The 23,937-nt window shown below is 62.8% G+C and carries 22 protein-coding genes and 1 pseudogene; 12 read left to right on the top strand and 11 right to left on the bottom strand.

Annotated features, from left to right (window positions below; all coding sequences use genetic code 11):
- Position 1 precedes the first annotated feature (1 nt).
- From ACI7M0_RS25830 to ACI7M0_RS25805, 6 genes are read right to left on the bottom strand one after another with little or no spacing between them, the layout of a single operon-like run.
- Positions 2 to 697 carry an HAD family hydrolase gene (locus ACI7M0_RS25830; RefSeq protein WP_010955750.1) on the bottom strand — a complete coding sequence of 232 codons (696 nt, stop codon included), beginning with the start codon at positions 695 to 697 and terminating at the stop codon, positions 2 to 4.
- Positions 694 to 1,593: a tyrosine recombinase XerC gene (gene xerC / locus ACI7M0_RS25825; RefSeq protein WP_064491273.1), complete on the bottom strand. Its 900-nt coding sequence runs from the start codon at positions 1,591 to 1,593 to the stop codon at positions 694 to 696. The genes ACI7M0_RS25830 and xerC overlap by 4 nt, the downstream gene beginning before the upstream one ends.
- Positions 1,593 to 2,303: a DUF484 family protein gene (locus tag ACI7M0_RS25820; protein WP_014592815.1), complete on the bottom strand. Its 711-nt coding sequence runs from the start codon at positions 2,301 to 2,303 to the stop codon at positions 1,593 to 1,595. Before ACI7M0_RS25820 ends, xerC begins: the two co-directional genes overlap by 1 nt.
- Positions 2,304 to 2,316: 13 nt before the next feature.
- On the bottom strand, positions 2,317 to 3,147 hold the full coding sequence (dapF, locus tag ACI7M0_RS25815) for a diaminopimelate epimerase (protein WP_014592814.1): 831 nt from the start codon (positions 3,145 to 3,147) through the stop codon (positions 2,317 to 2,319).
- 4 nt (positions 3,148 to 3,151) lie between these two features.
- Complete coding sequence (lysA, locus tag ACI7M0_RS25810; RefSeq protein WP_129931902.1) at positions 3,152 to 4,399, bottom strand: diaminopimelate decarboxylase; 1,248 nt, start codon at positions 4,397 to 4,399, stop codon at positions 3,152 to 3,154.
- 9 nt (positions 4,400 to 4,408) lie between these two features.
- Complete coding sequence (locus ACI7M0_RS25805) at positions 4,409 to 4,627, bottom strand: lipoprotein (RefSeq protein ID WP_010955745.1); 219 nt, start codon at positions 4,625 to 4,627, stop codon at positions 4,409 to 4,411.
- Positions 4,628 to 4,866: 239 nt separating this feature from the next.
- On the opposite strand from ACI7M0_RS25805, the gene cyaY reads away from it, so the two are divergent.
- The 3 genes from cyaY (at position 4,867) to rnk (ending at position 5,982) form a co-directional block, all read left to right on the top strand.
- On the top strand, positions 4,867 to 5,199 hold the full coding sequence (cyaY, locus tag ACI7M0_RS25800; protein ID WP_004575827.1) for an iron donor protein CyaY: 333 nt from the start codon (positions 4,867 to 4,869) through the stop codon (positions 5,197 to 5,199).
- 1 nt (position 5,200) lies between these two features.
- Positions 5,201 to 5,425, top strand: a complete 225-nt coding sequence (locus ACI7M0_RS25795) for a DUF1289 domain-containing protein (protein ID WP_104962782.1) — start codon at positions 5,201 to 5,203, stop codon at positions 5,423 to 5,425.
- 146 nt (positions 5,426 to 5,571) lie between these two features.
- Positions 5,572 to 5,982, top strand: coding sequence for a nucleoside diphosphate kinase regulator (gene rnk, locus ACI7M0_RS25790; protein ID WP_003253652.1), 411 nt, complete (start codon positions 5,572 to 5,574; stop codon positions 5,980 to 5,982).
- A 69-nt stretch (positions 5,983 to 6,051) separates the two neighbouring features.
- Here rnk and ACI7M0_RS25785 read toward each other — a convergent pair whose 3' ends face one another.
- Positions 6,052 to 8,907 (bottom strand): class I adenylate cyclase, encoded by a 2,856-nt coding sequence (locus ACI7M0_RS25785; RefSeq protein ID WP_129931903.1) that lies wholly within the window; start codon positions 8,905 to 8,907, stop codon positions 6,052 to 6,054.
- 166 nt (positions 8,908 to 9,073) lie between these two features.
- Between ACI7M0_RS25785 and ACI7M0_RS25780 the strand changes: the two genes are divergently transcribed.
- Positions 9,074 to 9,526 carry a YaiI/YqxD family protein gene (locus tag ACI7M0_RS25780; protein WP_014592810.1) on the top strand — a complete coding sequence of 151 codons (453 nt, stop codon included), beginning with the start codon at positions 9,074 to 9,076 and terminating at the stop codon, positions 9,524 to 9,526.
- A 211-nt stretch (positions 9,527 to 9,737) separates the two neighbouring features.
- Here ACI7M0_RS25780 and elbB read toward each other — a convergent pair whose 3' ends face one another.
- Positions 9,738 to 10,397, bottom strand: coding sequence for an isoprenoid biosynthesis glyoxalase ElbB (elbB, locus tag ACI7M0_RS25775; RefSeq protein WP_020192435.1), 660 nt, complete (start codon positions 10,395 to 10,397; stop codon positions 9,738 to 9,740).
- 112 nt (positions 10,398 to 10,509) lie between these two features.
- Between elbB and ACI7M0_RS25770 the strand changes: the two are divergent.
- Positions 10,510 to 11,088: pseudogene (locus ACI7M0_RS25770) on the top strand (sterol desaturase family protein); the annotation flags it as partial.
- Positions 11,089 to 11,637: 549 nt separating this feature from the next.
- Here ACI7M0_RS25770 and ACI7M0_RS25765 read toward each other — a convergent pair.
- Entirely contained in the window at positions 11,638 to 12,282 is a 645-nt protein-coding gene (locus ACI7M0_RS25765) for a DedA family protein (RefSeq protein ID WP_080771103.1), read from the bottom strand.
- Positions 12,283 to 12,495: 213 nt separating this feature from the next.
- Here ACI7M0_RS25765 and ppk1 point away from each other — a divergent pair, with 213 nt between their 5' ends.
- Positions 12,496 to 14,739, top strand: coding sequence for a polyphosphate kinase 1 (gene ppk1, locus ACI7M0_RS25760; RefSeq protein ID WP_104962778.1), 2,244 nt, complete (start codon positions 12,496 to 12,498; stop codon positions 14,737 to 14,739).
- Here ppk1 and ppx read toward each other — a convergent pair.
- Positions 14,726 to 16,228, bottom strand: a complete 1,503-nt coding sequence (gene ppx, locus ACI7M0_RS25755; RefSeq protein WP_104962777.1) for an exopolyphosphatase — start codon at positions 16,226 to 16,228, stop codon at positions 14,726 to 14,728. The two genes, ppk1 and ppx, sit on opposite strands and share 14 nt — an antisense overlap.
- A 253-nt stretch (positions 16,229 to 16,481) precedes the next feature.
- Here ppx and trxA point away from each other — a divergent pair, with 253 nt between their 5' ends.
- From trxA to ACI7M0_RS25730, 5 genes are all read left to right on the top strand, one after another.
- Positions 16,482 to 16,811 (top strand): thioredoxin TrxA, encoded by a 330-nt coding sequence (gene trxA / locus ACI7M0_RS25750; RefSeq protein ID WP_003253660.1) that lies wholly within the window; start codon positions 16,482 to 16,484, stop codon positions 16,809 to 16,811.
- Between the two features lie 227 nt (positions 16,812 to 17,038).
- A complete protein-coding gene (rho, locus tag ACI7M0_RS25745; protein WP_003253661.1) occupies positions 17,039 to 18,298 on the top strand; it encodes a transcription termination factor Rho in 1,260 nt (419 codons plus the stop codon).
- Between the two features lie 205 nt (positions 18,299 to 18,503).
- Positions 18,504 to 19,970 (top strand): 4-hydroxy-3-polyprenylbenzoate decarboxylase, encoded by a 1,467-nt coding sequence (ubiD, locus tag ACI7M0_RS25740; RefSeq protein ID WP_020192776.1) that lies wholly within the window; start codon positions 18,504 to 18,506, stop codon positions 19,968 to 19,970.
- Positions 19,970 to 20,938 carry a CDP-6-deoxy-delta-3,4-glucoseen reductase gene (locus tag ACI7M0_RS25735; RefSeq protein WP_010955736.1) on the top strand — a complete coding sequence of 323 codons (969 nt, stop codon included), beginning with the start codon at positions 19,970 to 19,972 and terminating at the stop codon, positions 20,936 to 20,938. Before ubiD ends, ACI7M0_RS25735 begins: the two co-directional genes overlap by 1 nt.
- Positions 20,939 to 21,184: 246 nt before the next feature.
- Positions 21,185 to 21,835, top strand: a complete 651-nt coding sequence (locus tag ACI7M0_RS25730; RefSeq protein ID WP_020192777.1) for a gamma-glutamylcyclotransferase — start codon at positions 21,185 to 21,187, stop codon at positions 21,833 to 21,835.
- Positions 21,836 to 21,976: 141 nt separating this feature from the next.
- On the opposite strand, the gene ACI7M0_RS25725 is transcribed toward ACI7M0_RS25730, so the two are convergent.
- The gene (locus ACI7M0_RS25725; protein WP_012054058.1) at positions 21,977 to 22,954 is read right to left on the bottom strand and encodes an NADPH:quinone oxidoreductase family protein; all 978 of its coding nucleotides are present in this window, start codon (positions 22,952 to 22,954) and stop codon (positions 21,977 to 21,979) included.
- Positions 22,955 to 23,111: 157 nt separating this feature from the next.
- Here ACI7M0_RS25725 and ACI7M0_RS25720 point away from each other — a divergent pair, with 157 nt between their 5' ends.
- Entirely contained in the window at positions 23,112 to 23,516 is a 405-nt protein-coding gene (locus tag ACI7M0_RS25720) for a flagellar basal body-associated protein FliL (protein ID WP_003253671.1), read from the top strand.
- Positions 23,517 to 23,937: the final 421 nt, after the last annotated feature.

Below are 23,937 nucleotides of genomic sequence, written 5' to 3'. Positions count from 1 at the left end.
GTCAGCGCCAGCGCGCGAGCACGTCGGGCAGCTGCGACAGGCGCTGGATTTCGGCATCCGGCGCCTGATCGCCAGTCCAGGCCTTGCCCTGCGGGTTGAACCACACCGCGCGCAAACCGGCGCGCTGGGCACCGGCAATATCATCGCCAGGGTGATCGCCAATATGAACCGCCGCACCCGCGTCCACCTCGCCGCGGCGCAACGCTTCAAGGAATGGTGCGGGGTCTGGCTTGCCAATGCCCAGGTCCTCGGCGCACAGGGCAAAGCGGAAGTAATCGGCCAGCCCCAGCCGGCTGACGTCGGCATTGCCGTTGGTGACCACCCCCAGGATGTATTGATGGCGCAAGATCTCAAGCACCGGTTGTACCTCTGGGAAGATCTCCACCTGGTGGCGCGCATGCAGGAACACTTCGAAGCCTTCGTTGGCCAGCGCCTGTGCGTGCTGCTCGCTGTAGCCGACCTCTTCCAGGGCATGGAACAGCACGCGCCTGCGCAGGGCGCTGATGCGGTGCTTGAGGCCGGGCTCTGCTTGCACCAGGCGCTCGCGGATGGCGAACAGGTGTTCCACCGGCACGCTACCGAGGGTTGGTGCGTTGGCTTCGAGCCAGTCGCGCAGCACGACTTCCGCGGTGGCAATCACCGGCGCGGTGTCCCACAGGGTATCGTCGAGGTCGAAGGTGATCAGCTTGATGCTCATGAGTCTGTGCCTTTGCTGCGTTTGGCCCGAGGGTGGGCGCTGTCGTACACCGCGGCCAGGTGCTGGAAGTCCAGGTGGGTGTAGATTTGCGTCGTGCTGATGTCGGCATGGCCGAGCATCTCCTGCACCGCGCGCAGGTCCTGGGATGATTCCAGCACATGGCTGGCGAAGGAATGGCGAAGCATGTGCGGGTGCAGGTGTTGGCCCAGCTCACGCTCACCGGCAACCTTTACCCGCAGCCTCACTGCCCGGGGGCTGATGCGATTGCCCTGGCGGGTAATGAACACTGCCCGGTCGCGTGGGTTGCCGATGCCGCGCAAACGGTACCAGGCCTGCAACGCCTCGCGAGCCTTGCGACCCACCGGCAGTACGCGGGCTTTTCCACCCTTGCCCAGTACCTGCACCAGGCCGGCGGCGAGGTCGAGGTGATCAAGATCGAGGTTGGTCAGTTCCGATAGGCGTAGGCCCGAGGAATAGAACAGTTCGAGGATCGCCTGGTCACGCCGGGCGATGAAGTCGTCGTCGACGCCACCATCGAGCAGCTGCAGTGCGCGGTCGGTATCCAGTACCTTGGGCAGCCGCCGCTCACCTTTGGGCGCGCTCAGGCCGTTGGCCGGGTCGTGCTGGCACAGGCCTTCGCGGTTGAGGTAGCGGTACAGGCCGCGCACTGCCGACAGTAGGCGTGCCAGGCTGCGCGGAGATTGGCCATGGTGGTGCAAGCGGGCGATCAGCTGGCGCAGCTGCTGGATTTGCAGCGCCTGCCAATCGGCAATGCCGTGTTCTGCGCAGTAGGCGATGACTTTTTCCAGGTCGCGACGGTAGCCCTGCGAGGTGTGCTCCGACACCTGGCGCTCGTTGCGCAGGTGTGCGCAATAAGCCTCCAGCTGGCGTTTCATCAGCGTACCGGGCGCAGGGTCTGGGTAACGCGTGGCACAACGCGGCCGAGCACCTCGGCGATATAGCCGAGGAAAAGGGTACCGACGCTGCTTTTGTAGTGTTGCGGGTCGCGGCTGCCGATGGCCAGAACCCCATGCAGCCCTTGGTACTCAAGAGCTGCCACGGCGCTGGAGCCTACTTCCCGGCGCTGTTCTTCACCGAACAGGAACGCCAGCTCGTGCTCGCGCAGGTTGCCACTGACGGTCTTGCCACCGCCCAGCAGGGCACCGATGGCTTGCTGCGCCTCGGCATTGCTGACCCAGCGCCCGACCGGCGCGACGTTGTCGCCGAACAGGATCAGGCTGACGAAGGGCACCTGGAATTCCTGGCGCAGGCTGTCTTCGACCGCCATTACCACTTCTTCCAGGCTGCCGGCATCGAGCAGGTCAAGGATCAGCCGGCGGGTCTTGTCGAACAGCCGGTCGTTGTCGCGGGCCACGTCCATCAGTTGCGACAGGCGATGGCGCATTTCGATGTTGCGGTCACGCAGCAGCTTGAGCTGGCGTTCCACCAGCGACACGCTGTCTCCTCGCTGATGCGGGATGTGCTGTTCGATCAGCAGCTCGTCGTGCTCGGCGAAGAAGGTGGGGTGGGCGCGCAGGTAGGCGACCACCGCTTCGGCATCGAGCTCGGCGGACTGCTTGGGTACAACCTTGGGCTGATCGGTCATGGCGGTTACTCGTTTAGAGACGAACCTGTCCTTCATAGACGCGTACGGCCGGGCCAGTCATCATCACGGGCTTGCCGGGGCCGGCCCATTCGATGTGCAGGCGGCCACCGGGCAGGTCGAGGGACACCGGGGAGTCCATCCAGCCCTGGCTGATCGCCGCCACGGCCGCGGCGCAGGCGCCGGTGCCGCAAGCCTGGGTTTCGCCGGCGCCGCGTTCCCACACGCGCAGGTTGGCGCGGTGGCGGTCGATGACTTGAATGAAGCCGGCATTCACCCGCTGTGGGAAGCGTGGGTGGTTTTCGATCTTCGGGCCCAGCTCGTGCACGGGGGCAGTATGCACGTCGTCGACACGCAGCACGGCGTGCGGGTTACCCATGGACACGGCGGCTATGGAATGCAGCTGGCCGTCGACCTCCAGTGGGTAGCTCAGCGCCTGCGCGTCAGCAACGAAGGGGATTTCGGCAGGGATGAAGCGGGGTGGGCCCATGTCGACACTCACCTGGCCGTCGTTCTGCACGTCCAGCACGATGATGCCGCTCTTGGTTTCCACGCGGATGCGCTTTTTCGCGGTCAGGCGCTTGTCCAGCACGAAGCGGGCAAAGCAGCGCGCACCGTTGCCGCATTGCTCGACCTCGGAGCCGTCGGCGTTGAAGATGCGGTAGCGGAAGTCCACTTCCGGGTTGTTCGGCGCCTCGACGATCAGCAACTGGTCGAAGCCGACACCGGTATGGCGATCACCCCATTGCTTGGCGTGCTTGGGCTGGATGTGCGCGTGCTGGCTGACCAGGTCCAGGACCATGAAGTCGTTGCCCAGCCCATGCATCTTGGTAAAACGCAGCAGCATGGGCTTACTCCGGCAGCAGGCTTTCGCCAGCATACAGTTCGGCGACGGTCTCGCGGCGGCGTACTTCGAACGCCTGGTCGCCGTCGACCAGGATTTCAGCGCAACGGCCGCGGGTGTTGTAGTTGGAACTCATGACAAAACCATAGGCGCCCGCGGACTCTACGGCCAGCAGGTCACCTTCGGCCAGGTTGAGGACGCGGTCCTTGCCGAGGAAGTCGCCAGTCTCGCAGATAGGGCCGACCAGGTCGTAGGCACGGCCTTCGCCTGCACGTGGCTTGACCGCGCTGACACCCATCCAGGCCTGGTAGAGGGCCGGGCGGATCAGGTCGTTCATCGCTGCATCGATGATGGCGAAGTCCTTGTGTTCGGTGTGCTTGAGGTATTCCACGCGGGTCAGCAGCACGCCAGCGTTGGCGACGATGTAGCGGCCTGGTTCGAACACCAGGGCCAGGTCGCGCTCGCCCACGCGCTCGCGGATGGCCTTGATGTAGTCGGCCACCCGTGGTGGCTGTTCGTCGCGGTAGCGCACGCCGACACCGCCACCCAGGTCCAGGTGGCGCAGGTGTATGCCGCACTCGGCCAGGCGGTCGACCAGCACCAGCAGGCGGTCGAGGGCGTCGAGGAATGGCTCGACGGTGGTCAGCTGCGAGCCGATGTGGCAGTCGACACCGACCACTTCCAGGTTCGGTAGCTGTGCGGCGCGTACGTAGATGGCCTCGGCATCGGCAATGGCGATGCCGAATTTGTTTTCTTTGAGGCCGGTGGAGATGTACGGGTGGGTACCGGCATCGACGTCCGGGTTGACCCGCAGCGACACCGGGGCAACCTTGCCCATTTCGGCGGCGACTACTTGCAGGCGCTCCAGCTCGTCGGTGGATTCGACGTTGAAGCAGTGCACGCCAACTTCCAGGGCGCGGCGCATGTCTTCACGGGTTTTGCCGACACCGGAGAACACCACGCGGTCGGCATGCCCGCCAGCGGCCAGCACACGCTCCAGTTCACCACCGGAGACGATGTCGAAGCCTGCGCCCAGGCGCGCCAGCACGTTCAGCACGCCAAGGTTGGAGTTGGCCTTGACCGCGAAGCACACCAGGTGCTCGGTGCCTTGCAGGGCGTCTGCGTAGCTACGGTACTGGGCCTCGATGTGGGCGCGCGAGTACACGTAGGTGGGGGTGCCGTAACGTTCAGCAATGGCCGACAGGGCCACGCCTTCCGCGAACAGCTCACCGTCGCGGTAGTTGAAAGCGTTCATCTGGTTTCCTTACTGCGCTGGCGACTGCTCGGGCTCGGACTCGGACTGCAGCTCGGGCTGCTGTTCTTGTGCCGGGGCCGGCTTGGCTTTTGGCTGGTGCTGGTGCGACGTGTGCGCTTTGCCGTTATCGCCATCTTCAGGCAGATACAGCGGGCCTTTCTGGCCACAGGCCGAAACGAGGCAGGCAACAGCGACCAGCGCCGCGAAGGAGGAAATCAGGCGCTTCATGGGTGAAATCCTTAGAAAAATGCAGTATTGCGCCCGAGTATACCGAGCGACCGGCGGCTTGCCTATGCAAGGACCGGTCCGCCGGGCGGGCTATGCTTAGCCTCTGCGCAGCCCCCTGTAGGAGCGGGCTTGCCCGCGAAGAGGCCGGTGAAGGCAACGGCTAAACCTTTGCATTCGGCGGCAAGCGCCCGTATCTTGCCCGGCTTGCCTGTAACGCAGCCAATTTCGAGGTTCCTGCAATGAGTTTGAGTGAAGCGCGTTTCCATGATCTGGTCGACGCGACCCAACAGGCCCTGGAAGATCTGTTCGACGAGAGCGGTCTGGACCTGGACATGGAGAACTCCGCCGGTGTCCTGACCGTCAAGTTCGAGGGCGGTGCCCAGCTGATCTTCAGCCGTCAGGAGCCACTGCGCCAGCTGTGGCTTGCCGACCGCTCCGGTGGTTTCCACTTCGATTACGACGAAGACAGCGGCAAGTGGGTGTGCGAAAAGAGCGAAGAGTTGCTGGGGGAAATGCTCGAGCGTATCGTCTGGGAGCGGGCCGGCGAGAAGCTGGACTTCGACGAAATCTGACATGAGTAGCGCCCAGGCCCGGCCGCCCAAGCCGCTTTACAGCAACGTCAGCCCTGCAGTGCCGTCACCGTGCATCAGCGTATGCCGGCTGGACGAACAGCGGGTGTGCACCGGTTGCCATCGGCATGTCGAGCACATTCGCGAATGGCGCTCGGCCGATGACGAACGGCGCCGGCAGATCTGCCGCGAGGCCCAGGTCTTGCGCGATCAGGCTAAGGCACACTGAGCGCAGGGGCTTGAGTATTTGCCCGGCTGTGGTAGTGTCGGGTTCTGCGTCGGTGACGCCAAAGCCTTCTCAAACCCCGCCCTTGGGCGGGGTTTTGCTTTATTTGCACATTGAAAACTGCCTGTTCAAAGGAGTCTGACTGGATCATGAGCACCAAGCCTTCCCTCATCCTCACCCGATTGGACGTACAGCGTCTGGAGCGTCTGATCGACAGCCTCGACGAGAGTACGCCGGGTGTGCTCGCCCTGCAGGACGAGCTTGACCGCGCCGAGCAGGTGGTCGGTCACGAGGAAGTGCCGGCGGGCGTGGTGACCATGAACTCGCGGGTGCACTGCCGTGAGGAAGCCAGCGGCAAGGACTACCACCTGACACTGGTGTACCCCAAGGATGCCGGGCCGGAAGGCAAGGTCTCGATCCTGGCGCCGATTGGCTGCGCCTTGCTGGGGCTGTCGGTGGGCGAGCAGATCGATTGGCCGGCACCGGGGGGCAAGACCCTCAAGCTGAAGCTGCTGGAAGTGGAGTACCAGCCGGAAGCAGCGGGCGATTACGACCTGTAAGGGCCAGGGGGCCGCTGCGCGGCCCGATTGCAGCACAAGGCTGTTCCACAGCAGTCTTGTGCTGCGAGTTCAGGCGCCCTGCGCCAAAACCTGTTCCAGCCCCTCATTCAAAGCCTGCTCCAGCACCCGCTTGTAGCTCAGGTAGACCTGCGTTGCCCCCAGCCGGTCATCCAGCAGCTCGGACAAATCCAGGTCGGTGATATAGCACCGGTACCGCTCTGCGCCACGGCGCTGACCGATGATCTGCCGGGCCACCACCGCGTACAGCTGCTCACCATGTTCCAGTTCGGAAAACTCCTGCTGGTCGCAGTACAACGTCACATGCGCCACACCCGCTACACCGGCCTGGATAATCGCCTGTACCTCATAGTAAGGCTGGTCGCTGCCCTCGGCCGGGGCCAGGCGCGGCTCGATGCTGCGTGCCTTGCCTGGGCCGGTGGGCAACAGCTGCGCGAAGTGGATATCCAGCGAGGCGGGCCGCAGGCTATCGAGGGGCAGGCGTGCATCGCGGCGCATCACCACCGAGCGCAGAAAGCGTTGCAGTGGCAACAGCAGATGCGCTTCGTCATGCAGCGGCAGGCGTTGTTGCCACAATGCGTTGTATTCATCCAGCACATACACGTCGGCCCAGCCGCCCTGCAGGCGGTAGAACACCTGAATGCAGGCTGGCCGGCCTTGCTCCAGCACCAGGCGCAGGTCGTGATCCTGCAGGGCATTGGCATCCAGGTACAGCGGGCTGTAGGCACTGCGTTCTTCGCCCAGGTAGGCCAGCAGCGCCTCATGCTCGGCCAGGGTCGTCAGGCTGACATGCTCGGGCAAAAGCTCCAGCACATGGGTGTGTTGGGCCACTTGTAGCAGGTAGCGGTGGTGGAGCCCTTGGTCCCGCAGCAGCTGCACAGTGTCGAAAATTTCCTCTACGCGCTGGCCGATAGGCTGGGCGCGGCTTTGGCAGAAGCAGCGTACCCGCACCCGTGGCCGGTGGCCGCGTTGCGCCGGGCTGTTGAGGAAGTCGCGCAGGCAGCGCACCAGCGCGTGTTCGCCGTCATAGCGCTGGACCAGCACTTCGTTCCAGCTGTTGACGGTGACCTGGTCCAGGGTCAGCACCAGGTTTTCGCGCACGCCAGCGTAGCTCAACGCGTCGGTGCGCTCTGTGGTCATCAGCACGTTCAGGTCGCGGTGGTGGCGCAGCGGGTCGACGCCGACGTTGACCAGCAACAACACCTCATCGGCAACGCTGGGCTGCAAAAGGCGCACTTCGCTGACGGTCGGCAAGGGCAGGGGGATACTTTGCCGCAGACAGCCCAGCAGGTTGAACAGCTCGAACTCCCCGAGGTCGCTGGCCCCTGGATGCAGTGCCATGCGGGTGCTGCTGTCGATCACCCCGTTGCGATGGGCCCAGGTCAGCAGTTCGAGTAGCTCGCGGCAGCGCTTCATCGGGCTGAAGTGCTGTACCTCATGGGTGCTCAGGTTGCCGCTGTACAGCTCCCAGTGGTAGCTGCCCGGCTCCTTGCGGTTGGGTGCCTGGACCAGCGTCAGGGTGTCTTCGGCGAGGTCAGGGGCGATGCCGGGGTTAATCACTTCGACCTTGCCGGCGCGGCGCTCGAAGGCGGCGTACAGGCGCCGGCCCAGCACATTGAGGTCGCGCTGGTCGGCGCGGCTGCTGGCGTTCTGGGTGCGGGCGAACTGGCTGAGGAAGCGATAACTGAGGTTAAGCTCGGCCACCAGCTCACGCCGCTCGACGGCGACCTGCTGCACTTTCCATCGGCTGCGGCTGTCCAGCAGGGCCAACTGGCGCTGGTCCCAGCCCCATTCGTCGGCCAGGCGCTGCAGCAGCCGACGTTGCCAGCCATGGCTGCGGCCCTGGTCGCTGAGCTTCTTGTTCACCTTCAGGTACAGGCTACGTCTTACCAGCTCCAGGCGCGCGGTTTCGCCGCGTTGCAGCAGGTAACGTTCGATGCGCCGGTAGACCATCACATAGGGGTCCAGCTCGTCGAGGTCGAGCTGGTTGGCAAACACTGCCTGCTTGTAGTCCAGGCTCAGGCAGCGCACCGCAGGGTGTTCGCTGGCGTAGGCTTCGGTCAGCAGCAGTTTGAGCAGCGATTTGTAGGGCGAGTCGATGCCTTTGAACAATTGCCACAGGCCCGCGCCGACGAACTCACCGGGCGGGATGTGCGCCAGGTTGCCGAGGTCAAGGGCTTCCTGGCTGCGGATGAAGCGCTTGGACAGCAACGTCTGGGTGTAGCTGTAATAGTTGTGCTCCTCGTACACCGGTACCAGCCACCACAGCGGCGTGCGCCCGGCCAGCCACAGGGTGGTGCGGTAGAACTCGTCCAGCAGCAGGTAGTGCTGAGTGGTGCCGCAGTCGTCGGAGCCGAGCTGGCCATCGCGCTGACCCTGGGCGAAGCCCTGTGTGTCGATCAGGAAAAAGTGTGCTTCGGCGCCCAGGCTTGCCGCCCAGGCCTCCAGCAGCTGGCACTTGCGGCGCAGCTCACCCAGCAGCTGTTCGGGCAAGCCGGGTGCATGGCACACCCACAGGTCCATGTCGCTGTGCTCGGCCTGCGCCAGCGAGCCCAGGCTGCCCATCAGGAACAGGCCGTGAATCGGGCGTGGCGGGTTGCCATGCTGGGCCTTGTAGGTGAACGAGCGGGCCAGGCGTTGGGCATCTGCCACCAGTTCGGCGCTTGGCTCGTAAGCCGATACGCCCGCGGGGGTGCTGCCGGAGACGTAACCCGGCAATAGCGGGTGGTTCACGTGAAACAGCAGCGGCAGCAATGACAGTACCTGTTGCTGGCGCGTTGACAGGCCTTCCTTAGCCCGCTGCAGTCGGCCCTGGTTCAGATGCAGGAAGCGCGCACGCAATGTCGCCAGGACCTTGCGGTCGATGCCTTCGTCCAGGTCAGGGCGGATTTCGTGAGGGTGGTTCATTGCGCGCTCGGGCAGGCCATTGAAGCTGTGGCGAGTTTAGCCTGAGTGGCGGGGTCGGATAAGCGGTAATTGAAATTTTGGCGCCATTTTTCCAGCGCTGGCCTGCTCCAGCTTTCGCTGCGCTTCAGGCATGATGGGCGCATTGAGTTCATGTAGAGAGTGTCCAATGCGTGTATGGATCGATGCCGACGCCTGCCCCAAGGCGGCCAAGGATCTGATCGTCAAGTTCGCCCTCAAGCGCAAGTTCGAGGTGGTGATGGTGGCGGGGCAGGCGGTGGCCAAGCCGGCGTTCGCGATCGTGCGCCTGATCGTGGTGCCCAGCGGCATGGATGCGGCCGACGATTACATTGTGGAGCACGCCGTGCCGGGCGAGCTGGTGATCTGCAGTGACGTGCCGCTGGCCGACCGCCTGGTGAAAAAGGGCGTGGCCGCGCTGGACCCGCGTGGGCGCGAGTTCGACGAGCGCAACATGGGCGACCGCCTGGCGGCGCGCAACCTGTTCACCGAGCTGCGTGAGCAGGGCCAGGTGGGGGGCGGGCAGGCGGCTTATGGCGAACGTGAGAAACAGGCGTTTGCCAATGCACTGGACCGGATCATTGCCCGGCTCTCGAAAGGCTGAGCGCTGACACCGGTTCCTGTAGCGACAGCCCAGTTTGGCGCGGTGGATGGCACCGGCTCTGCCGGTGTTCGCGGGTAAACCCGCTCCTACAAGCGATCGCGCAGTTGCCCCACAGGCTATCGCGAAGTTGCCCCACAGGTACCGCGTGGCCTTGAAGCCTGCGCTGGACCTGTGGGAGCGGGCATGCCCGCGAAGAAGCCGACGCAGTAACTTACTCGTGCGTCAGCTCCAGCACTCGGTCCACCAGCTTGTAGATCCCGCCCGCCGCCTCGCTGATCGACTTGGCCTCCATGTACGCCGGGGTAGTCACGAGCTTGCGCTGGGTGTCTTCGACAATGTCGTGTACATCGCATTCTTCATGGGTGCCGCCCATCTTTTCGACAGCCGCCGCAGTGCCGGCATCGCGCCCGATGGTGCAGACCACGCCCGGCCCGTAGATCTTCGCCGCCAGCGCCGGCGAGATGCAGATCAGGCCAACGGGTTTGCAGGCGTCGGCAAAGGCTTCGGCCAAGGCCAGCACGTCTGGGTTCACGCTGCAGTTGGCGCCTTCCACGGCAAAGTTGGACAGATTTTTTGCTGCCCCGAAACCGCCCGGTACGATCAGCGCATCGAAGTCTTCGGCCTTGGCCTCACGGATATCCTTGACCTCGCCGCGGGCGATGCGCGCCGACTCCACCAGCACATTGCGCGATTCGGGCATTTCTTCGCCGGTCAGATGGTTGATTACATGCATCTGTGCGATGTTCGGCGCGAAGCACTGCACCTGCGCACCGCGCTGGTCGAGGCGCAGCAGCGTGATCACGCTTTCGTGGATTTCGGCGCCGTCATACACGCCACAGCCGGAAAGAATCACCGCTACTTTTTTTGTCATGCTCATTACTCCAGTGTCGAGGCGCTAAATGTCCTCTAGTTTGGCAGATGTCGCCATAGGGATTCCTGCGGGGGCGGCCTAATCTTGGTGGATAACGCCTGAGGTCGCGCCCATGGACCTGATACTGCTGGCCGTACCGTTCTTTTTTGTGCTGATAGCCGTCGAGCTGGTCGCCGACCGCGTGCGCGGCCAGCACAATTTCACCCTGGCCGACTCGATCAACAGCCTGAGTACCGGCGCACTGTCGACCAGTACCGATCTGCTGACCAAAGGCGTAGGGCTGGTCACCTATGCTCTGGCCTTCGAGCACCTGGCGCTGCTGCAATTGCCGGCGCAGGCAGGGTGGGTCTGGTTGCTGGCCTTTGTCCTGTACGACTTCTGTTACTACTGGCTGCACCGCCTGGGGCATGAGCGCAACGTGCTGTGGGCTGCGCACTCGGTGCATCACCAGAGCGAGGAGTACAACCTCACCACGGCACTGCGCCAGACCAGTAGCGGGTTCATCTTCTCGTGGCTGTTCTACCTGCCGCTGGCGCTGCTGGGCGTGCCGCCACTGGTGTTCATTACCGTGGCCTCGCTCAACCTGCTGTATCAGTTCTGGGTACATACCCGGCATATTCCCAAGCTTGGCTGGCTGGAGTGGGTGTTGATCACGCCGTCCAATCATCGCGTCCACCATGCGCAAAACCCTGCTTACTTGGATCGCAATTACGGTGGTGTGTTCATTCTCTGGGACCGTCTGTTCGGCACTTTCAAGGAGGAGGACCCGGCCGAGCCGGTGGTGTTCGGGGTGACCACGCCGCTGGCCAGCTGGAACCCGCTATGGGCCAACCTGCAGTTCTATGCCCAGCTCTGGCATGACGCCCGACGCACCACCAGCCTGTGGGACAAGCTGCGTATCTGGTTCATGCCTACCGGCTGGCGCCCGGCCGATGTGGCCGCACGCTACCCACAGGCCAAACAGGACCTGGCGCTGTTTCACAAGTTCGAGATTGCCCTGGGGCGCGGGCAACAAGCCTATGTGGCGGCGCAGTTCGTGGTTTATGTGGCCTTGGGCAGCTACCTGATGGACGTGGCTGACCGCGTGTCGGCCGCCGCGCTGGTGCTCGGCTGGTCACTGATGGCGTTCGGTTTGTTCGTGCTGGGCGCGTTGCTGGAGAACCGGCCCTGGTCTGCACGCCTGGAGTTGGCGCGGTTGTGTCTGAATGCGCCGGCATTGTACCTGGCCGGCGCCTTGGGCTTAGCGGTGGTCGCGCCGCTGGCCTGGCTTCTGCTCGTGGCCTACAGCCTGCTCAGCCTCTGGGGGCTGGGCCTGGCTCGCCGCCCTGCGCTCCGCGCGCAGAGTACGGAAGCGCCGGCGCAGCCACAGCAGGCCGCCCAGCGCCACCAGGCCGCCAAGCACCCATAGCTCGTAACGCTTGACGTTGCCCAGCAAGCCTTCGAGGATGGCGCCGAAGTGGTAGGCGGCGGCGCCCAGGGCCACTGCCCAGACGCCCGCGCCAATCCCGTTCAACAGCAGGTAACGGCGTGGCGGGTAACCCGACAGGCCGATGGCCACCGGCATGACCGTGCGCAAACCATAGACAAAGCGGAAGCTCAGCACCCAGATATCGGGGTGGCGGCGGATGTGGTCCAGCGCCCGGTCACCCATTGCCTGCCAGCGCGGCTTGCGCGCCAGGATCCTGCGCCCGTGGCGTCGGCCCATGAAGTACCACAACTGGTCGCCCGCGTAGCTGCCGAAGAAGGCCACCAGGCATACCAGATTGATATCCATGTAACCGCGGAACGCAAGGAATCCCGCAAGCACCAGAATGGTCTCGCCTTCAAAGAAGGTGCCTAGAAAAAGGGCGAAGTAGCCGAAATCCTGCAGGAATTGTTGAAGCATTTTCTGAGGTGCTGGCGAAATGAACGCGCAGCCTACCCCTTCGCGCGCGTTCGTGAAAGTGTCCAAATGTGTCTCGACGTGAACATTTCCAGCGCAGACAATGCCACAAGCCACTTGCCACGGCTTGCCCATGTGTGTAACACGGGCGTCATAATGAGCGCTTATCTTGCCGCTCAATAGATGATAGGGCGTTAACGTCCTCAGGAACGCCAGATGAATAATGAAGTGCTAAGCCCTGTCGCGATCAAGGATGCTCAGGAGCTCCCAGAAGAGATGCTGCAGACCCCGCCAGACCTGCCTCCGGTGGCCGAGCCTGTAGCGGAACAGGTGGTCGAGCCTGTGGCTCCGGTGCCCGCGCCGTCCCCGGCCATCGCCGTCCCTGGTCTGGACGACAGCAGCCTGTACATTCATCGCGAACTCTCGCAACTGCAGTTCAATATCCGGGTGCTGGAGCAGGCACTGGACGAGAACTACCCGCTGCTGGAACGCCTCAAGTTCCTGTTGATCTTCTCCAGCAACCTTGACGAGTTCTTTGAGATTCGAGTCGCCGGCCTGAAGAAGCAGATCAACTTCGCCCGTGAACAGGCCGGCGCCGATGGCCTGCAGCCGCACCAGGCGCTGGCGCGTATCAGCGAACTGGTGCACTTCGAGGTGGAGCGCCAGTACGCGATCCTCAACGACGTGCTGCTGCCTGAGCTGGAAAAGCACCAGATCCGCTTCATCCGCCGCCGCTACTGGACACCCAAGCTCAAGACCTGGGTACGCCGCTACTTCCGCGACGAAATTGCCCCGATCATTACTCCGATTGGCCTCGACCCGACTCACCCGTTCCCGCTGCTGGTGAACAAGAGCCTCAACTTCATAGTCGAGCTCGAGGGGGTGGACGCCTTCGGTCGCGACTCGGGGCTGGCGATCATTCCGGCACCACGCCTGCTGCCGCGGGTTATTCGCGTGCCGGAAGAGGTGGGCGGCCCGGGCGCAAACTACGTGTTCCTGTCGTCGATGATCCACGCGCACGCCGACGACCTGTTCCAGGGCATGAAGGTGAAGGGCTGCTATCAGTTCCGTCTGACGCGCAACGCCGACCTGGCGCTTGACTCTGAAGAGGTCGACGACCTGGCCCGCGCGCTGCGCGGCGAGCTGTTCTCGCGCCGCTACGGTGACGCCGTGCGCCTGGAAGTGGCCGACACCTGCCCGAAACACCTGTCGGACTACCTGTTGAAGCAGTTCAGCCTCAGCGAAAGTGAGCTGTACCAGGTCAATGGCCCGGTCAACCTCACCCGCCTGTTCAGCATCACCGGCCTGGACAGCCACCCGGAGCTGCAATACACACCGTTCACCCCGGCGATCCCCAAGCTGCTGGCGAACGCTGACAACATTTTCAGTGTGATCAGCAAGCAGGACATCCTGCTGATGCACCCGTTCGAGTCCTTCACGCCAGTGGTCGACCTGTTGCGCCAGGCCGCCAAGGACCCGCACGTGCTCGCTGTGCGCCAGACTCTGTACCGCTCGGGGGCTAACTCGGAAATCGTCGACGCCCTGGTGGACGCGGCGCGTAACGGCAAGGAGGTCACTGCGGTGATCGAGTTGCGTGCGCGTTTTGACGAAGAGTCCAACCTGCAGATGGCCAGCCGCCTGCAAGCGGCTGGTGCGGTAGTGATCTACGGTGTGGTTGGCTTCAAGACCCACGCCAAGATGATGCTGATTCTGCGCCGCGAGCAGGGCGAGATCGTGCGTTACGCGCACCTGGGCACCGGCAACTACCACGCCGGCAACGCCCGCCTGTACACCGACTACAGCCTGCTGACTTCTGACGATGCGCTCACCGAAGACGTCGGCAAGCTGTTCAGCCAGCTGATCGGCATGGGCAAGACCCTGCGCATGAAGAAGCTGCTGCATGCGCCGTTCACCCTGAAAAAGGGCATGCTCGACATGATTGCGCGGGAAACCCAGTTTGCCCTCGAAGGCAAACCGGCGCACATCATCGCCAAGTTCAACTCGCTGACCGACGCCAAAGTCATCAAGGCGCTGTACAAGGCCAGCCAGTCGGGCGTGAAAATCGACTTGGTGGTGCGTGGCATGTGCTGCCTGCGCCCGGGCATTCCGGGGGTTTCGCACAACATCCAGGTGCGCTCGATCATTGGCCGCTTCCTCGAGCACACGCGGGTGTTCTACTTCCTCAATGGCGGCGAAGAGCAGATCTACCTGTCCAGCGCCGACTGGATGGAGCGCAACCTCGACAAGCGTGTCGAGACCTGCTTCCCGGTGGAAGGCAAGAAACTGTTGCTGCGGGTGAAGAAGGAGCTGGAAGGCTACCTGACCGACAATACCCACGCCTGGACCTTGCAGCCAGACGGGCGCTACGTGCGCAGCACCCCGACCGGCAACCAGAACCCGCGCAGCGTTCAGGCGACCCTGCTGGAGCGCCTGAGCAACCCGGTCCTCAACGTACGCTGAGGACGAAGCCGACCCGGGCCAGCCACTCCGCCTCGTTGGCGAAGTCGGCCTGGGTCAGCTGGTTCTGCTGCAGCCAACCTTCAGGGAAGGCTACATCCAGGCTGTTGTCCCCGCCGTGCAGTTCTACCGTTGGCATCTGCTGGGTGCCGCGGATGTGGTGGAACAGGATGGCAAAGCGCAGCAATACGCACAGGCGCAGCAGCTTGACCCCTTCATCACCCAGTTCGGCGTAACGGTCCTTGGGAATGTTTCGGCGGTGGCCGCGCACCAGCAGGGCCATCATCTGCTGATCTTCCCGCGAAAAGCCTGCCAGGTCCGAGTGCTCGATCAGATAGGCGCCGTGCTTGTGGTAGTGATAATGGGCAATGTCCAACCCGATTTCGTGCACTTTCGCAGCCCAGCCCAGTAGATCGCGCCAGTTTCCGTCTTTCAGGTCCCAGGCATCGGCCACTTGGTCGAATGCGTGCAACGCCTTGCGCTCGACGCGCGCAGCCTGGCCCTGGTCCACGTGATAGCGCTCCATCAGCGAGTTCAGGGTGCGTTCGCGCACGTCTTCGTGGTGGTGGCGGCCGAGCAGATCGAACAGCACACCTTCGCGCAGGGCGCCGTCGCAGTGGTCCATGCGGTGCAGTTCAAGGGCATCGAAGATGGCTTCGAGAATCGCCAAGCCCGCCGGGAAGATAGCGCGGCGGTCTGGTTTGACGCCGTCGAAGTCGATCTTGTCGACTTCGCCCAGCTTGAACAGCTTGCGTTTGACCCAGGCCAGGCCTTCGGCGTTGACCTCGCCATTGCCCAGGCCGCCGGCCTTGATGGCCGCGCCGATGGCGCGAATGGTGCCGGATGAGCCGATGGCCTCATCCCAGGTCAGGCGGTGCAGGGCATTTTCGATGCTCATCAGTTCCAGGCGCGCGGCAGTGTAGGCCTGGGCATAGCGGGCCGGGGTGATCTTGCCGTCGCGGAAATAGCGCTGGGTAAAGCTCACGCAACCCATCTGCAGGCTTTCGCGCAGCAGCGGCTCGAAGCGCTGGCCAATGATGAATTCGGTACTGCCGCCGCCGATGTCGGCCACCAGGCGCTTGCCGGGTGTGTCGGCCAGGGTGTGCGACACGCCCAGGTAGATCAGGCGCGCCTCTTCACGGCCGGAGATGACTTCCACCGGGTGGCCGAGGATGGCTTCGGCGCGCTGGATGAATTCGTTACGGTTGCGCGCTTCGCGCAAGGCGTTGGTGCCGACGATACGCACGGAGCCTGCCGGCATGCCGTTGATCAGCTGGGAAAAGCGCTTGAGGCAATCCAGGCCTCGTTCCATTGCCTCTTCACTGAGCATGCGCTCTTCGTCGATGCCTGCGGCCAGTTGAACCTTCTCGCCGAGCCGCTCAAGGATGCGGATTTCGGTATGGTGGGCCTTGGCCACGACCATGTGAAAACTGTTGGAGCCAAGGTCGATGGCGGCGATCAGGGACAGGTTCTTCGCGATGGTATGCGGCATGATCTGGTTGTTCTCGGTCGTTAACCTGGCAATCGTGCCACGATAGCAGGCTATCGCCAACGCGTGACACTCAGCCGTTGTACTGGCCTTGATGCAAGGCAATGTGCCATTCGATTCTATGACGGCCATATGACAGTTTCGATTCGCGGCGTCTTGCGCAACTATAGTTACACTCAATCGTCCGTGGCTTCCTGTCCGGCGTAGGTGCGGCTATCATGGGCCACGTTTTTTGCTTACGACCCTGGAGATATCCATGAGCAGCGATCTGATCAAACATGTCACCGACGCCTCCTTCGAAGCCGATGTCCTGAAGGCCGAAGGCGCGGTACTGGTCGACTACTGGGCTGAATGGTGCGGTCCATGCAAGATGATCGCTCCGGTTCTGGACGACATCGCTTCCACCTACGAGGGCAAACTGACCGTCGCCAAGCTGAACATCGACGAGAACCAGGAAACCCCGGCCAAGCACGGTGTGCGTGGTATCCCGACGCTGATGCTGTTCAAGAACGGCAACGTCGAAGCCACCAAGGTTGGTGCACTGTCCAAATCGCAGCTGGCCGCATTCCTCGACGCCCACCTGTGATGTGAAAAGGCCCCGCAAATGCGGGGCTTTTCTTTTTCAGAGCACTAGACGCAGAAAAAAGCAAGTGTTACATTCGGCCTCGCACTGCTTTTCCAGTGCCCTCTACATGCCGTCGCCGAAGCATCCCTAATTCGAATCAGTACGCGATCCTGTCGCCATCCAGCGGCGCGGCCTCATTAAGCCAGAAGCTTAATTCTCCCTTCTTACATGATTACGTCATTCCCCTTATGAACCTGACTGAACTCAAGCAAAAGCCGATTACCGATCTTTTGGAAATGGCCGAACAGATGGGCATCGAAAACATGGCCCGTTCGCGCAAACAGGACGTGATTTTCGCCCTGCTGAAGAAGCATGCGAAAAGCGGCGAAGAGATCTCGGGTGACGGCGTGCTGGAGATTCTCCAGGATGGTTTCGGTTTCCTGCGTTCGGCTGATGCGTCCTACCTGGCCGGCCCAGACGACATCTATGTCTCGCCCAGCCAGATCCGCCGTTTCAACCTGCGTACCGGCGACACCATCGTCGGCAAGATCCGCCCACCGAAGGAAGGGGAGCGTTACTTCGCCCTGCTGAAGGTCGATACCATCAACTTCGACCGTCCGGAAAACGCGAAGAACAAGATCCTGTTCGAAAACCTGACGCCGCTGTTCCCGAACAAGCGCCTGAAGATGGAGGCCGGTAACGGCTCCACCGAAGACTTGACCGGTCGCGTCATCGACCTGTGCGCCCCTATCGGCAAAGGCCAGCGCGGCCTGATCGTTGCCCCGCCGAAAGCCGGTAAGACGATCATGCTGCAGAACATTGCGGCCAACATCACCCGCAACAACCCTGAGTGCCACCTGATCGTCCTGCTGATCGACGAGCGCCCGGAAGAAGTGACCGAAATGCAGCGCACCGTGCGTGGCGAAGTGGTTGCTTCCACCTTCGACGAGCCGCCAACCCGCCACGTGCAGGTTGCCGAGATGGTGATCGAGAAGGCCAAGCGCCTGGTCGAGCACAAGAAAGATGTGGTTATCCTGCTGGACTCGATCACTCGACTGGCACGTGCCTACAACACCGTGATCCCGAGCTCCGGCAAGGTACTGACCGGTGGTGTCGACGCCCACGCCCTCGAGAAGCCCAAGCGCTTCTTCGGTGCTGCGCGTAACATCGAGGAAGGCGGTTCGCTGACCATTATCGCCACTGCGCTGGTTGAAACCGGCTCGAAGATGGACGAAGTGATCTACGAAGAGTTCAAGGGTACCGGCAACATGGAGCTGCCGCTGGACCGCCGCATCGCTGAGAAGCGTGTGTTCCCGGCCATCAACATCAACCGCTCCGGCACCCGCCGCGAAGAGTTGCTGACCGCTGACGACGAGCTGCAGCGTATGTGGATTCTGCGCAAGCTGCTGCACCCGATGGACGAAATCGCTGCCATCGAGTTCCTGGTCGACAAGCTCAAGCAGACCAAGACCAACGATGAGTTCTTCCTGTCGATGAAGCGCAAGTAAGCGAGCGTTTCAGGCTGGATTGATTGGGGCCGCCTTGCGGCCCTTCGCGGGCAAGCCCGCTCCTGCATAGGTCATTGCGGCCCTTGTAGGAGCGGGCTTCCGCGAAGGGGTGCAAAGCGGCCCCAATGCATTTTCACCCCCAAACAAGGCCCGAACGGCGCTACACTCTGCACCCCGACCGATACGGCCAACACGAGGCTCCTGCATGCAGTATCGCGACTTGCGCGACTTCATCCGTGGCCTGGAACAGCGCGGCGAGCTCAAGCGCATCCAGGTACCGATCTCCCCCGTCCTGGAAATGACCGAGGTCTGCGACCGCACCCTGCGCGCCAAGGGCCCGGCATTGTTGTTCGAAAAGCCCACCGGCTTCGACATCCCAGTGCTGGGCAACCTGTTCGGTACTCCGGAGCGGGTGGCCATGGGCATGGGCGCCGAGTCGGTCAGCGAACTGCGGGAAATCGGCAAGCTGCTGGCCTTCCTCAAGGAGCCCGAGCCGCCCAAGGGCCTGAAGGACGCCTGGTCGAAGCTGCCGATCTTCAAGAAGGTCGTGTCGATGGCGCCAAAAGTGGTCAAGGACGCGGTGTGCCAGGAAGTGGTGGTCGAGGGGGATGATGTCGACCTCGGCGCACTGCCGATTCAGCACTGCTGGCCTGGCGACGTGGCGCCGCTGATTACCTGGGGCCTCACCGTGACCCGTGGCCCGAACAAGGACCGCCAGAACCTGGGCATCTACCGCCAGCAGGTGATCGGCCGCAACAAGGTGATCATGCGCTGGCTCAGCCACCGTGGCGGCGCCCTCGACTACCGAGAGTGGTGCGAGAAGAACCCCGGCCAGCCGTTTCCGGTCGCCGTGGCCCTGGGCGCTGACCCGGCGACCATTCTCGGTGCGGTGACCCCGGTCCCGGACACCCTCTCCGAGTACGCCTTCGCCGGCCTGCTGCGAGGCAATCGCACCGAGCTGGTCAAGTGCCGTGGCAGCAACCTGCAGGTACCGGCAACCGCCGAGATCATCCTGGAGGGGGTGATCCACCCGGGCGAAATGGCCCCGGAAGGCCCGTACGGCGATCACACGGGCTACTACAACGAAGTGGACAGTTTCCCGGTGTTCACCGTCGAGCGCATCACCCACCGGCAAAAACCGATCTACCACAGCACCTACACCGGCCGGCCGCCAGATGAGCCGGCCATTCTCGGCGTGGCATTGAACGAAGTTTTCGTGCCGATCCTGCAGAAGCAGTTCCCGGAAATCACCGACTTCTACCTGCCGCCGGAAGGCTGCTCGTACCGCATGGCGGTGGTGACCATGAAGAAACAGTACCCCGGCCACGCCAAGCGCGTAATGCTGGGTGTGTGGTCGTTCCTGCGACAGTTCATGTACACCAAGTTCGTTATTGTCACCGATGACGATATCAACGCTCGTGACTGGAACGATGTGATCTGGGCCATTACCACGCGCATGGACCCCAAGCGTGATACGGTAATGATTGACAACACCCCGATCGACTACCTGGACTTTGCGTCACCGGTGTCGGGGCTGGGTTCGAAGATGGGCCTGGACGCTACTCACAAGTGGCCGGGCGAGACTACACGCGAATGGGGCCGGGTCATCGTCAAGGATGAGGCCGTCACCCGCCGTATCGATGAGCTGTGGGATCAGTTGGGAATAGATTGATGCAGGTAACGTTGCAGCCGTCCGGGGCGGTGCTGGCGCTTGAACCCGGGGAAAGGATCCTGGATGGAGCACGGCGGCTGGGCTATGACTGCCCAAACAGCTGCCGCAATGGCAATTGCCATGTTTGCGCCGCGTTGTTGGTTGAAGGGCGGGTTCGCCAGGATGGCGAAGTCCGCGACCATGGCGAGTTGTTCACCTGCATTGCCGAACCGCTGGAGGACTGCGTGTTGCTCTGGGACGGTGTGCTTGCCTTGGGCGAACTGCCAGTGCGCAAGCTGGCGTGCAGCGTCAGTGAGTGCGTCGACGTCGGCGGCGACGTCTGGCGGGTGCGCCTGCGTGCGCCTGCCGGCAAGCCTCTGCGCTACCACGCGGGGCAATACCTGATGATCGAACGTGAGGGCGGCAAGCAGGCAGCCTTCTCGCTGGCGTCCGCGCCACATGCCGGGCGTGAACTGGAGCTGCATGTGCTGGCGCGTGAGCCCAGTGCGGTGCAACTGATCGACCAGCTCAGGCGAGATGGCCTGGCGCGCATCGAAATGCCGTTTGGCGACACCCACCTGGCCGAGCTGCCTGACGGGCCGCTGGTGCTGATTGCCGCTGGCACCGGCATGGGCCAGATGCACAGCCTGGTCGAGCACTGCCGGGCTCAGGGCTTCAAGCACCCGGTGCACCTGTACTGGGGGGTACGCCGGCCGGAGGATTTCTATCAGATCGAACACTGGGACGAATGGCAGCGCCTGCCTAACCTGTTCCTGCATCAAGTGGTCAGCGACCTGTGCGGCTGGGAAGGCCGCTGCGGCATGCTGCATGAAGCGGTCTGCGAAGACATTGCCGACCTCAATAGCGTGCATGTGTATGCCAGCGGCTCACCGAACATGATCTATGCCACGCTCGACGCCCTGGTCGAAGCCGGTATGGATGCGCACCGCATGCGTGCCGATGTGTTTGCCTACGCGCCGCGCGGTTAATAACCGAAGTTTGAAAGTATCGGTATAAGGCGGTAATTGTTACCGCCTTGGCCAATAACTTTCACCGCTGCTGAAACAGTACTTCCCAGTCGTCGGAGCCGTGTATGAAACGCGTGCTCAAGGGCTTGAGTATTCCTGCAATTCTGGCCTATGGTTACTGCAAGCGCCCTTGGTAAAGCGGCCTGGGGCCGCAGCGTAATCGAATCTCGCTACATCCGTAGTTCACAGGAATAATGGCGGCAGCTTATGTCGGCACTTGAAAGTATGTCTTGGGAAGTTTCATACCCTCCGGCACTTGATTTCGGTCAGCAACATACTCGCGAACAGTTGTTCAGCTCCATGAAAACAACCATGTCCAGGCATCAGGGTGGGCCGGTGTGGCTGTTTGCCTATGGTTCGTTGATCTGGCGCCCGGAGTGCAATTCGGTGGAGCGCCAGCGCGCGCGGGTACATGGTTATCACCGTGGCTTGTACCTGTGGTCCCATGAACATCGCGGTACCCCGGAAACGCCCGGCCTGGTGTTTGGCCTGGACCGCGGTGGTTCCTGCAGCGGCTTTGCCTACCGGCTGGATGAACGCAACCTGGACGACTCACTGATGGCCCTGTGGCAACGCGAGATGCCCTATCCGGCATACCGGCCGCACTGGCTCAACTGCCGCCTGGGCGATGGTAGCAAGGTGCAGGCCTTGGGCTTTGTACTGGAGCGGCATCTGCCGTGCTATGCCGGCAACTTGCCGGATACCTTGCTCAGCCAGATCCTGGCCAGTGCCAAGGGGCGTTATGGCACCACGCGGGAGTATGTCGAGCAGACCTTGAATGCACTGCGCAGTCACCAGATGCCCGATCGCAACCTGGAAGCGCGATTCAGGCGTTGCCACAATCTGCGCGAAGTGTGAGCAACCTGTTCCGGCCTCTTCGCGGATAAACCCTGCACGGTCGCCTGTAGGAGCGGGTTTACCCGCGAAAGGGCCGGGCCTGCAGGCCAATCCCCAGCCGCCGTTCACCGTTGCCGCCACCACCGTATTCGCGGTACTGCCTTACCTGGCCAGCACCACCAACTTACCCACAGCCTGCCGTTGCCCCAGCTTCTCGATAGCAGCCCCGGCTTCTGCCAGTGGATAAGTCTGCGACACCAGCGGCTTCAACTTGCCCTCGGCATGCCAGGCAAACAGCTGGTGGAAGTTGGCCGCGTTGTCCTCCGGCTGGCGCTGGGCAAATGCCCCCCAGAACACGCCCAGTACCGCCGCGCCCTTGAGCAGCACCAGGTTGGCCGCCAGCTGTGGAATGCTGCCACTGGCAAAACCCACCACCAGCAGCCTGCCATTCCAGGCCAGCCCGCGCACCGCTTGTTCGAACAGCTCGCCACCGACCGGGTCATAGATCACGTCCACGCCCTGGCCACCGGTCAGGCGTTTGATTTCTTCGCGCAGGTTGGCCTGGCTGTAGTCGATCAGCTCATCCGCCCCGGCAGCCTTGGCCACGGCCAGTTTCTCGGCACTGCTGGCCGCCGCGATCACCCGCGCGCCCATGGCCTTGCCGATCTCCACCGCCGCCAGGCCCACCCCGCCGGAAGCGCCCAGTACCAGCAGGGTCTCGCCGGCTTGCAACTGGCCACGCTGGCGCAGGGCATGCATCGAGGTGCCGTAGGTCATGCCGAAGGCCGCTGCGGTGGTGAAGTCCATGCTCGCCGGGATCGGCAGAACGTTATAGAACGGCACCGCCACTTGCTCGGCGAACGCACCCCAGCCGGTGAGCGCCATGACCCGGTCGCCTACCTTGAACGCGCCGGCCTTTTCGCCGACGGCGGCCACCACGCCCGCTGCCTCGCCACCTGGAGAGAACGGCAGCGGTGGCTGGAACTGGTACTTGCCTTCGATGATCAAGGTGTCGGGGAAGTTGACCCCGGCAGCCTGCACGTCCAGCAGGATCTCGTTCTTCTTCGGCAGTGGGCTGGCCACCTCTTCCAGCACCAGGTTGCGCGCCGGACCCAGGGTTTTGCACAACACAGCTTTCATCGGGGCTATTCCTTTGCGGGTAGTGGCCGATAAGTGTAGGAGGGCCGCTTGGCAGGTCAACGAGCATGGCCCGCCCTGATGGGCCGGCATAAGCCCGGGCTTGGGTTTGAGCGGTGTGCTGGGTAAGCTGGCGCCAACTGTATTGAGGAGCGAATTCGTGAAAGCGTGGATCTTGATGGTGCTGGCGCTGCTGCTGCCGGCTGCGGCCATGGCCGAGGAAGCCAAGGAAGGGGTGCCCAAGGTCGCCTACATCAGTCTGAGCCCGCCCTTCGTTGGCAACTATGCGCTCGACGGCAGCCCGCGGCTGCGCGTGTACAAGGCTGACGTGGCCCTGCGCGTGACGGGCGACGAAGCGGCCAAGACGGTAAAGCACCACGAACCGCTGATCCGTAACCAGCTGGTGGCACTGTTCACCCAGCAGACGGTGGACAGCATGAGCAACGTCGAGGCCAAGGAGCACCTTCGCCAAGAGGCGCTGAAACAGGTGCAGCAGGTGCTGGAGGCGGAAGAGGGCAAGCCGATCGTTGAAGACTTGCTATTCAACAACCTGATCGTGCAGTGACCTGAAACAGGGTGAGGTCCATCACTGGTAAGTCGGATTGAATTCAGGCTTACCCCGTGTGTAGGACCCTTCTGTCTTTCCTGTAAGCCATGCTGGGCCAAGTGCGACATGATCTACACGGTGGCTACCTCCAGATTGGACAGATGTCGGGTCAAATCGCGGCAAGGAAGTAGTCGGGAATACATGACCTTTAAAATGCGGCCAGAGCATTTCGCCGCCGTGAGGGCTGCAGTTGGCTTTACGCTGGGTTTCACACATCCAGCAACAGAGCGGTCTGTTGTCAATGTTACGCTCGATGCGTGACAATCAGCCTGTTCCCGCAAGGGGCTTGTAAGACTCTGAGGATCCTGGTTCGACCAGCAATTGCAGAGCCGGGCAGGTATATGGCGATGACAAGTCGACCTGTCTGTGAGTGGGGCGC

Source organism: Pseudomonas sp. 10(2024), assembly GCF_045164175.1.
Lineage (GTDB): Bacteria > Pseudomonadota > Gammaproteobacteria > Pseudomonadales > Pseudomonadaceae > Aquipseudomonas > Aquipseudomonas alloputida.
This window is presented reverse-complemented; position numbering and strand designations above follow the sequence as displayed.

Bases quoted from the DNA above. Each gene is read 5' to 3' on its own strand.
- ACI7M0_RS25830 (WP_010955750.1), bottom strand. From the start codon at position 697: ATGAGCATCAAGCTGATCACCTTCGACCTCGACGATACCCTGTGGGAC.
- xerC (WP_064491273.1), bottom strand. From the start codon at position 1,593: ATGAAACGCCAGCTGGAGGCTTATTGCGCACACCTGCGCAACGAGCGC.
- ACI7M0_RS25820 (WP_014592815.1), bottom strand. From the start codon at position 2,303: ATGACCGATCAGCCCAAGGTTGTACCCAAGCAGTCCGCCGAGCTCGAT.
- dapF (WP_014592814.1), bottom strand. From the start codon at position 3,147: ATGCTGCTGCGTTTTACCAAGATGCATGGGCTGGGCAACGACTTCATG.
- lysA (WP_129931902.1), bottom strand. From the start codon at position 4,399: ATGAACGCTTTCAACTACCGCGACGGTGAGCTGTTCGCGGAAGGCGTG.
- ACI7M0_RS25805 (WP_010955745.1), bottom strand. From the start codon at position 4,627: ATGAAGCGCCTGATTTCCTCCTTCGCGGCGCTGGTCGCTGTTGCCTGC.
- cyaY (WP_004575827.1), top strand. From the start codon at position 4,867: ATGAGTTTGAGTGAAGCGCGTTTCCATGATCTGGTCGACGCGACCCAA.
- ACI7M0_RS25795 (WP_104962782.1), top strand. From the start codon at position 5,201: ATGAGTAGCGCCCAGGCCCGGCCGCCCAAGCCGCTTTACAGCAACGTC.
- rnk (WP_003253652.1), top strand. From the start codon at position 5,572: ATGAGCACCAAGCCTTCCCTCATCCTCACCCGATTGGACGTACAGCGT.
- ACI7M0_RS25785 (WP_129931903.1), bottom strand. From the start codon at position 8,907: ATGAACCACCCTCACGAAATCCGCCCTGACCTGGACGAAGGCATCGAC.
- ACI7M0_RS25780 (WP_014592810.1), top strand. From the start codon at position 9,074: ATGCGTGTATGGATCGATGCCGACGCCTGCCCCAAGGCGGCCAAGGAT.
- elbB (WP_020192435.1), bottom strand. From the start codon at position 10,397: ATGACAAAAAAAGTAGCGGTGATTCTTTCCGGCTGTGGCGTGTATGAC.
- ACI7M0_RS25765 (WP_080771103.1), bottom strand. From the start codon at position 12,282: ATGCTTCAACAATTCCTGCAGGATTTCGGCTACTTCGCCCTTTTTCTA.
- ppk1 (WP_104962778.1), top strand. From the start codon at position 12,496: ATGAATAATGAAGTGCTAAGCCCTGTCGCGATCAAGGATGCTCAGGAG.
- ppx (WP_104962777.1), bottom strand. From the start codon at position 16,228: ATGCCGCATACCATCGCGAAGAACCTGTCCCTGATCGCCGCCATCGAC.
- trxA (WP_003253660.1), top strand. From the start codon at position 16,482: ATGAGCAGCGATCTGATCAAACATGTCACCGACGCCTCCTTCGAAGCC.
- rho (WP_003253661.1), top strand. From the start codon at position 17,039: ATGAACCTGACTGAACTCAAGCAAAAGCCGATTACCGATCTTTTGGAA.
- ubiD (WP_020192776.1), top strand. From the start codon at position 18,504: ATGCAGTATCGCGACTTGCGCGACTTCATCCGTGGCCTGGAACAGCGC.
- ACI7M0_RS25735 (WP_010955736.1), top strand. From the start codon at position 19,970: ATGCAGGTAACGTTGCAGCCGTCCGGGGCGGTGCTGGCGCTTGAACCC.
- ACI7M0_RS25730 (WP_020192777.1), top strand. From the start codon at position 21,185: ATGTCGGCACTTGAAAGTATGTCTTGGGAAGTTTCATACCCTCCGGCA.
- ACI7M0_RS25725 (WP_012054058.1), bottom strand. From the start codon at position 22,954: ATGAAAGCTGTGTTGTGCAAAACCCTGGGTCCGGCGCGCAACCTGGTG.